Origin of the sequence: Kurthia gibsonii (genome assembly GCF_006539985.1) — a bacterium.
GTDB lineage: Bacteria > Bacillota > Bacilli > Bacillales_A > Planococcaceae > Kurthia > Kurthia gibsonii.
The window spans coordinates 1-7419 of sequence record NZ_BJOB01000073.1 but is presented as its reverse complement, the minus strand read 5'-3'; the positions used below and the strand labels follow the sequence as shown (position 1 = coordinate 7419).

General features: G+C 39.3%; 6 protein-coding genes. All 6 read right to left on the bottom strand.

The window, feature by feature from the left end; all coding sequences use genetic code 11:
• Window positions 1-79: 79 nt before the first annotated feature.
• Window positions 80-1375, bottom strand: a complete 1296-nt coding sequence (eno, locus tag KGI01_RS13055; protein WP_068451249.1) for a phosphopyruvate hydratase — start codon at window positions 1373-1375, stop codon at window positions 80-82.
• A gap of 22 nt (window positions 1376-1397) precedes the next feature.
• Window positions 1398-2924: a 2,3-bisphosphoglycerate-independent phosphoglycerate mutase gene (gpmI, locus tag KGI01_RS13050; protein WP_141275046.1), complete on the bottom strand. Its 1527-nt coding sequence runs from the start codon at window positions 2922-2924 to the stop codon at window positions 1398-1400.
• Window positions 2917-3678, bottom strand: a complete 762-nt coding sequence (gene tpiA / locus KGI01_RS13045) for a triose-phosphate isomerase (RefSeq protein ID WP_141275045.1) — start codon at window positions 3676-3678, stop codon at window positions 2917-2919. The genes gpmI and tpiA overlap by 8 nt, the downstream gene beginning before the upstream one ends.
• 78 nt (window positions 3679-3756) lie before the next feature.
• Window positions 3757-4941 carry a phosphoglycerate kinase gene (locus KGI01_RS13040; protein WP_141275044.1) on the bottom strand — a complete coding sequence of 395 codons (1185 nt, stop codon included), beginning with the start codon at window positions 4939-4941 and terminating at the stop codon, window positions 3757-3759.
• Between the two features lie 128 nt (window positions 4942-5069).
• Window positions 5070-6074: a type I glyceraldehyde-3-phosphate dehydrogenase gene (gene gap / locus KGI01_RS13035; RefSeq protein WP_141275043.1), complete on the bottom strand. Its 1005-nt coding sequence runs from the start codon at window positions 6072-6074 to the stop codon at window positions 5070-5072.
• A 26-nt stretch (window positions 6075-6100) separates the two neighbouring features.
• The gene (locus KGI01_RS13030; RefSeq protein ID WP_141275042.1) at window positions 6101-7132 is read right to left on the bottom strand and encodes a sugar-binding transcriptional regulator; all 1032 of its coding nucleotides are present in this window, start codon (window positions 7130-7132) and stop codon (window positions 6101-6103) included.
• Window positions 7133-7419 lie beyond the last annotated feature (287 nt).

Here is a 7419-nt window from a genome sequence, read left to right as displayed (position 1 = left end):
CGAAAGGGAACCCATCACCCCACCTTCTATCCAACTAAAAAAGGAGCGCGCAAATGCGCACTCCTCTTTTTAGTTTGAATTATTTATCTAAATTGTAGAATGATTTTAGGCCTTGGTAAACAGCTGTTTTACCTAGTTCGTCTTCGATACGTAGTAATTGGTTGTACTTCGCTACGCGGTCTGTACGAGATGGTGCACCTGTTTTGATTTGACCAGCATTTGTTGCAACTGCGATGTCAGCAATTGTCGTATCTTCTGATTCACCAGAACGGTGAGAGATGATTGCTGTGTAACCAGCGCGTTTTGCCATTTCGATTGCATCTAATGTTTCCGTTAATGTACCGATTTGGTTTACTTTGATTAAGATTGAGTTTCCAACGCCTTCTTCGATACCACGTGCTAATTTTTTCGTATTTGTTACGAATAAATCGTCACCTACTAATTGCACGCGGTCGCCGATACGTTCTGTTAATAATTTGTGACCAGCCCAGTCGTTTTCGTCAAGACCATCTTCGATTGAGATGATTGGATATTTATTTGTTAACTCTTCGTACCAATCAACCATTTCTTCAGAAGTCTTCACAACGCCTTCACCGTCTAAGTGGTACTTACCATCTTCATCTGAATATAACTCAGAAGATGCTACGTCCATCGCCAATTGGATTTCTTCGCCTGGTTTGTAACCTGCGCGCTCAATTGCCGTAATGATTGTAGATAATGCTTCTTCGTTTGATGTTAAGTTTGGTGCGAAACCACCTTCGTCACCTACAGCTGTGTTATGACCAGATTCTTTTAATACAGCTTTTAATGAATGGAAGATTTCAGTACCCATTTGTAATGCTTGTTTGAATGTTTTAGCACCAACTGGCATTACCATGAATTCTTGAATATCTACGTTGTTATCAGCGTGTTCGCCACCGTTTAAGATGTTCATCATTGGTACTGGTAGTTGTTTACCATTTACACCACCAATGTATTTGTAAAGTGGTAGACCGTGTACTTCAGAAGCTGCACGTGCTACTGCTAAAGAAACACCTAGAATTGCGTTTGCGCCTAAGTTTCCTTTGTTTTCTGTACCGTCTAATTCAATCATTTTGTTATCGATTTCTACTTGTTCAGTTACTGCGTAGTTACCGATTAATGCTGGTGCGATAACATCGTTTACGTTTTGAACTGCTTTTGTTACACCTTTACCAAGGTAGCGACCTTTGTCACCGTCACGTAATTCAACTGCTTCGTATTCACCTGTTGAAGCACCTGATGGTACGATTGCGCGACCGAATGCGCCTGATTCTGTTAATACTTCTACTTCTACTGTTGGGTTACCACGTGAGTCTAATACTTCGCGAGCGTATACATCTGTAATAATTGGCATGTTTAATAATCTCCCTACTGTTTTAAAATAATGGTGTTCCTGTCATTTCTTCTGGTTGTTTTACATCTAGTAATTTCAACATCGTTGGTGCTAAGTCACTCAACTTACCTGTTTTATTCAATGTGATTCCCTCTTTTGTGACAATCACTGGAACTGGGTTGGTTGTGTGTGCGGTCATTGGATTCCCTTCAAGTGTTACCACTTCATCTGAATTTCCGTGGTCAGCTGTAATAATGGCAGCGCCACCTTTTGCAAGAATCGCATCAACGATTTCACCTAAACATTCATCCACTGCTTCAATCGCTTTAATTGTCGGTTCAAGCATTCCACTATGACCTACCATATCTGGGTTCGCAAAGTTTAAAATGATGGCATCTGTATGATCGTTATTAATCTCAGCAAGCAATGCATCTTTCACTTCATAAGCACTCATCTCAGGTTGTAAGTCATATGTTGCAACTTTTGGTGAGTTAATTAAAATACGGTTTTCACGGTCGAATTTTTCCTCACGTCCACCGCTCATAAAGAACGTAACATGTGGATATTTTTCCGTTTCTGCAATACGTAATTGACGTAAGCCTGCATCTGCAATTACTTCACCAATTGTATTTTTTAAGTTCTCATCGTCAAATGCGATGTGACCGATAACAGTTTCACTATACTTCTTAAAACATACAAATTCAATATTTTTTGGATGTTTCTTACTTAATTCAAATCCTTCGAAGTGCGGATTTGTAAATGCAGTCGATAACTGAATCGCACGGTCTGGACGGAAATTGAAGAAAATCACTGCATCATTCGAATCAAGTGTCGCAACAGGTTGTCCGTCTTTTTCAATCACGAATGGTACAACGAATTCATCGTTTGTGCCTTGAGCATAAGATGCTTCAATGCCTTCTTTTGCTGATGTTGCAACAAGTCCTTCGCCGTCTACAATTGCATCGTAGGCTTTTTTCTCACGATCCCAACGCTTGTCGCGGTCCATCGCATAGTAACGACCGCTAATTGTTGCAAATTCACCCACGCCAATTTCGTCCATTTGACGCTCTGTTTCTTCCACATATTTTAGCGCTGTTTTTGGCCCTACATCACGACCATCTAAGAAACCATGTACATAGACATCGTTCACACCTTGCTCTTTTGCTAATTTTAAAAGGGCGAATAGATGCTCATAGTGACTGTGTACGCCACCATCTGATAATAAGCCCATTAAGTGTAGCTTCGAGTTGTTCTCTTTTACGTGTTGAATTGCTTTTAATAAGGCAACATTCGTAAAGAAATCACCATCTTTAATCGCTTTTCCAATACGTGTTAAACTTTGATACACGATGCGTCCTGCACCAATATTTAAGTGTCCAACTTCCGAGTTCCCCATTTGACCGTCTGGTAAGCCAACAGCTTCACCCGAAGCAAGAATCTGTGTGTGTGGATATTTTTCATAGTAACGGTCAAAGTTCGGTTTATGTGCTTGTTTTACTGCGTTACCGAATTCTTCATCACGTAATCCAAAACCATCTAAGATAATGAGTGCCACTGGTCCTTTAGCCATTTGCGCCCGCCTCCAATAATTGTAGGTATGATGCTGGCTCTAAACTTGCGCCACCAACAAGAGCTCCGTCAATATGCTCCATTGATAATAATTCTGCAATGTTACCTGGTTTTACACTACCACCGTACTGAATGCGTACTTGGTCTGCCACATCTGCACCGAATGCTTCTGAAATAGCTGAGCGAATTTCGCCACATGTTTCGTTTGCTTCTTCTGCTGTAGCTGTTTTACCTGTACCGATTGCCCAAATTGGTTCGTATGCAATCACAGATTGAATTACTTGCTCTTTCGATAGACCTTTTAAAGCTTCTGTTACTTGTGTTGAAACTTTTGAAACCGTTTGACCTGCTTCACGTTCTTCTAATGTTTCACCACAGCAAATGATTGGTGTTAAGCCATTTTCAAATGCAGCATGTGCTTTTTTATTAACAGCTTCATCAGTCTCATTGAAGTATTCGCGACGTTCTGAATGTCCAAGTACAACATACTGAACATCTACATCTGCTAATTGTGTTGGACTTACTTCACCTGTAAATGCTCCTTCTAATTCGAAGTGCATATTTTGAGCACCAATTTTCAAATCAGTGTCTTTTGTTGCTTCAACAAGAGTTGGTAAAAATAAGAATGGTGCACAAATGACCGCATCTACTTTTGAAGCAGCTGGAACTTGACCTTTTACTTCATCAACGAATTGTACAGCCTCAGATAACTTTTTAAACATCTTCCAGTTACCTGCAATAATCGGTTTACGCATAGACAAAATCCTCCTAAGATAGTGATGTTGTTGAAAAGACAGACAAGCTAAAATTCTCGCTATGTCTGTCAAATTTTTTTATCGGTCGTTTAACGCAACGACACCTGGTAATTCCTTACCCTCCATAAATTCAAGTGAAGCACCGCCACCTGTTGAAATATGATCCATTTTATCTGCTACATGGAATTTTTCAACTGCTGCTGCTGAGTCACCGCCACCGATAATTGTGTAACCAGCTGTTTCAGCCATTGCCTCAGCTACACCTTTTGTACCGTCTGCGAATTTTTCCATTTCGAATACACCCATTGGTCCATTCCAAATGATTAATTTTGAATTTTTAATTGTGTCTGCATATAACGCAACTGTTTTTGGTCCAATATCTAAGCCCATCCAGTCTGCTGGAATCGCATCAATGTCGACTACTTTAGAGTCAGCATCTTTTGAAAATTCAGAAGCGACTACCGCATCAACAGGCATTAAGAAATTGACGCCTTTATCTTTTGCTTTTTGCATAAATTCTTTTGCTAATTCAATCTTATCTTCTTCCACAAGTGAGTTACCAATTTCGTGACCTTGAGCCTTCACAAATGTATAAGCTAAGCCACCACCGATGATTAAATTATCTACTTTATCAAGTAAATGATCAATTACGCCGATTTTATCTTTTACTTTTGCGCCACCGATAATTGCTGTGAATGGACGTTCTGGATCTGATAATGCTTTACCTAATACATCTAATTCTTTTTGTAGTAAGAAACCTGATACAGCTGGTAAATATTCTGCAATTCCTGCTGTTGAAGCATGTGCACGGTGAGCCGCACCGAATGCATCATTCACATAAATTTCAGCTAATTCAGCAAATTGTTTTGCTAACTCTGCATCATTTTTCTCTTCACCTTTATGGAATCGTACGTTTTCAAGAAGTACTACATCGCCATCATTCATGTTGTGAACAGCTGTTTTTACTGTTTCACCAACTGATTCGTCTAGTTTGAGTACAGGCTTTCCTAGAAGTTCTGCAAGTCGATTACCTACTGCAGTTAAACGCATATCCTCAACTACTTCACCTTTTGGTCGTCCTAGGTGACTCGCTAAGATTACTTTTGCGTCTTCATCGACTAAATGCTTGATTGTTGGAAGTGCTGCTCGAATACGTGTGTCATCAGTAATTTTACCGTCTTCCATTGGCACATTAAAGTCAACACGGACAAATACGCGTTTCCCTTTCACTTCTACATCATTCATCGTTTTCTTCGGATTCATTTGAAGAAAGCCTCCTTAAAATTTTATATTCGTGTTTTTCATAAAAAAAGGAGAAGTTATTATTCACTTCTCCCCTTTTTCCAAAATACATTATATACAATCTACCACGTAATGGCTAATCTTTTTTATTACAAACCTTGTTTTGCGATATATTCCACTAGGTCAACAACACGTGTAGAGTAACCAGCTTCGTTATCATACCAAGCTAATACTTTTACAAGGTTGCCTTCTAAAATCATTGTTGATAATGAATCAACTGTTGAAGAAGAAGTCACACCATTATAGTCGATTGATACAAGAGGTACATCTGAATAATCTAAAATACCGTGTAATTCATTTTCAGAGGCTTCTTTTAGTACCGCATTCAATTCTTCTACTGTTGTTTCTTGATTTAATTCTGCCACTAAGTCGACAAGCGATACATTTGGTGTTGGTACGCGGATTGCCATACCATCTAATTTACCTTTTAAGTTCGGTAATACTTTCGCTACCGCACTTGCTGCGCCTGTTGTTGTTGGAATCATTGATTGTCCAGCTGCACGTGCACGACGATAGTCAGAGTGTGGTAAGTCTAAGATTTTTTGGTCATTTGTGTATGAGTGAATTGTTGTCATCATACCACGTTTAACACCGAATTTTTCGTCTAATACTTTTGCTACAGGAGCTAAGCAGTTTGTTGTACAAGAAGCATTCGACATAACAAAGTCTTTTTTAGGGTCATAATCAGTATGGTTTACACCCATAACAAATGTTGACATGTTTTTACCAGGTGCAGATACGATTACTCTCTTAGCCCCAGCTTCTAAATGTTTACCTGCCGAATCTTGATCACGGAAAAGCCCTGTTGATTCAACTACGATATCCACACCTAAAGCTTCCCAAGGTAAGTTCACAGGATCTTTTTCTGCATAAACGCGTACTTTTTTACCATCTACCACGATACAGTCATCTTCAGATGTAACTTTATTCGGAAGTGTACCATGTACTGAATCGTATTTTAATAAATGTGCAAGCATCGCTGCATCAGTTAAGTCATTTACTGCCACTAATTCAATATCATCACGCTCTAAAGCTGTGCGGAAAACTAAGCGTCCAATACGTCCAAAACCGTTAATTGCTAATTTGATTGTCATAATCTGTTCCTCCTGGAAATACATTGTTATTTTTGAATAATTTTAAACATTTGTTGTGCTGCTGCCATATCCGTAATAAAGATTGTCTGCTTCGCTGCATTTTTGAAATAAGATAAAATCGCTTTTGCTTTTTTTGTACCACCCGCTATTGCAAGTATAGTGGGACAGTTTTTGACCTGTTCTAATTGCAAACCAACTGTCCTTATTCTCTGTACTGCTTTACCCTTTTCATCGAAATAATAACCAAAAGCTTCACCAACAGCACCCGATTTTTGAAGCGCTTGTCTCTCTGCTTCTGATGATTTCCGACGACCAGACATTTCATCTGCAGAACCAATTCCATGAATCACAATCGATGTTTTTTCGTAAAGTCTAAGCATCTCTTGCACCATCGGCTCTTCCTTCATCGCATTATAAGCAGCTTCACTTAAATGCTCCGGTAGATAAAGCGTGCGATAATCATTCCCCGAATTTGTTGCAAAATTCGAAGCGATTGTATTCGCCTGCATTTGTACTTCGACACCCATACCTCCACGTGCAGCAATGAAAGTTAAATCCTTTAAACGATTTGATTTTTGAACAGCATTTGATGCTGCAGCTACCGTACTTCCTCCCGTAACTGCCACAATATCTTGTGGTTTCGCATATTGCTCAAGTTGCGTAACCGCTTCGACACCCATCAATGTCTTAACAGATGGCTCTAAATCAAGGTTTCCATCAACAATAATTACTTTTTTGATGCCAAGTAATTTTTGAAGCTGTGTTTCGAGATCTGAAATCCCTGACCACTCATAAACAAGTGGCTTCAACTTCTCTAATACTTGTACCCCTAATTCCGTAATTGTCATACCTGAACGACTAACATCCATTAATGTTTGTTCTCTGAGTAAATCTGTTTCTTTTCGAACTTCTCGTTCTGGCAATGATAGACTCTCTGCTAAAGAACGACGTCCAATCGGCCCAAGCATCTGAACCATTTGCAAAATACGATAACGAATTTGCAGCGACTCGGCCATTTCAGGCAACATTTTTAATTGTGCCTCCGTGAGTGACAACATAGCTAACTCTCCTATTGGTAGGTCAAAATAAGTCCCATATACTTTTTTTCCGTCCCACCTAATGTAAAAAAATATTTCTACAGATATTATATCAATGTCTGACATCTTTTGCAACAATGGGCACTATTTTATCCCACTTCATATCCTGAACGCTATTTAAATAGAAGAAACTCCGATTTTTTTTCGAGAGTTAGAATACATTTGAATCTAAATTCAGTCCCTTTCAAAGTGATAGATTCCCTTTCGCGCGAGGAATAGTCCCTTTCGACGAGCCGGATTCCCTTTCG